The organism is Companilactobacillus muriivasis (assembly GCF_036246245.1).
In the GTDB taxonomy this organism is placed as follows: domain Bacteria; phylum Bacillota; class Bacilli; order Lactobacillales; family Lactobacillaceae; genus Companilactobacillus; species Companilactobacillus muriivasis.
Map to the genome: position 1 here is coordinate 3,380 of NZ_BTTQ01000019.1, position 1,803 is coordinate 5,182.

The window sequence follows — 1,803 nt, forward strand, 5'->3', positions numbered from 1 at the left end:
CCTCAAAACTAAACAAAGTTTTAACAATTGTGTATTTCCGTTGATGCTTACGCATCATATCCTTAGAAAGGAGGTGATCCAGCCGCAGGTTCTCCTACGGCTACCTTGTTACGACTTCACCCTAATCATTTGTCCCACCTTAGACGGCTAGCTCCCCGAAGGGTTACCCCACCGGCTTTGGGTGTTACAAACTCTCATGGTGTGACGGGCGGTGTGTACAAGGCCCGGGAACGTATTCACCGCGGCATGCTGATCCGCGATTACTAGCGATTCCAGCTTCATGCAGGCGAGTTGCAGCCTGCAATCCGAACTGAGATCGGTTTTAAGTGATTTGCTTGCCCTCGCGAGTTCGCAACACGTTGTACCGACCATTGTAGCACGTGTGTAGCCCAGGTCATAAGGGGCATGATGATTTGACGTCGTCCCCACCTTCCTCCGGTTTGTCACCGGCAGTCTCACCAGAGTGCCCAACTGAATGCTGGCAACTGATAATAAGGGTTGCGCTCGTTGCGGGACTTAACCCAACATCTCACGACACGAGCTGACGACAACCATGCACCACCTGTATCCATGTCCCCGAAGGGAAAGACTAATCTCTTAGCTTTTCATGGTATGTCAAGACCTGGTAAGGTTCTTCGCGTTGCTTCGAATTAAACCACATGCTCCACCGCTTGTGCGGGCCCCCGTCAATTCCTTTGAGTTTCAATCTTGCGATCGTACTCCCCAGGCGGAGTGCTTAATGCGTTAGCTGCAGCACTGAAGGGCGGAAACCCTCCAACACTTAGCACTCATCGTTTACGGCATGGACTACCAGGGTATCTAATCCTGTTTGCTACCCATGCTTTCGAATCTCAGCGTCAGTTACAGACCAGAAAGCCGCCTTCGCCACTGGTGTTCTTCCATATATCTACGCATTCCACCGCTACACATGGAGTTCCACTTTCCTCTTCTGCACTCAAGTTTACCAGTTTTCGAAGCACTTCCTCGGTTGAGCCGAGGGCTTTCACTTCAAACTTAATAAACCGCCTACATTCTCTTTACGCCCAATAAATCCGGACAACGCTTGCCACCTACGTATTACCGCGGCTGCTGGCACGTAGTTAGCCGTGGCTTTCTGGTTGAATACCGTCAGTACGTGAACAGTTACTCTCACGCATGTTCTTCTTCAACAACAGAGTTTTACGATCCGAAAACCTTCTTCACTCACGCGGCATTGCTCCATCAGGCTTTCGCCCATTGTGGAAGATTCCCTACTGCTGCCTCCCGTAGGAGTTTGGGCCGTGTCTCAGTCCCAATGTGGCCGATTACCCTCTCAGGTCGGCTACGTATCATTGCCTTGGTGAGCCTTTACCTCACCAACTAGCTAATACGCCGCGGGTCCATCCAAAAGCGATAGCAGAGCCATCTTTTAAACTACGATCATGTGAAAGTAGTTGTTATGCGGTATTAGCACTTGTTTCCAAATGTTATCCCCCACTTCTGGGCAGGTTACCCACGTGTTACTCACCCGTCCGCCACTCACTTAGATCTGATTCATGAAGCAAGCTTCAATCATCAGGAAAGTTCGTTCGACTTGCATGTATTAGGCATGCCGCCAGCGTTCGTCCTGAGCCAGGATCAAACTCTCATATTAAAAGTTTGTGACTCAATAAAAATATTAAATACTAGCGAATTGACTTCGTTGTAAATCCAACAAATAAATGTTGGCCTACACAATTTTAGTGTTAAAACTTTGTTCAGTTTTCAAAGGTCTACCAGCTGATTAAGCGCTTACGCTCATCAGCGACTTAATTATTTTATCAA

At 48.5% G+C, this 1,803-nt stretch carries 1 rRNA gene; it reads right to left on the bottom strand.

From position 1 onward, the window contains the following. Nucleotides 1-66 precede the first annotated feature (66 nt). A 16S ribosomal RNA gene (locus AAA923_RS12285) occupies nucleotides 67-1,633 on the bottom strand. Between the last annotated feature and the right edge of the window lie 170 nt (nucleotides 1,634-1,803).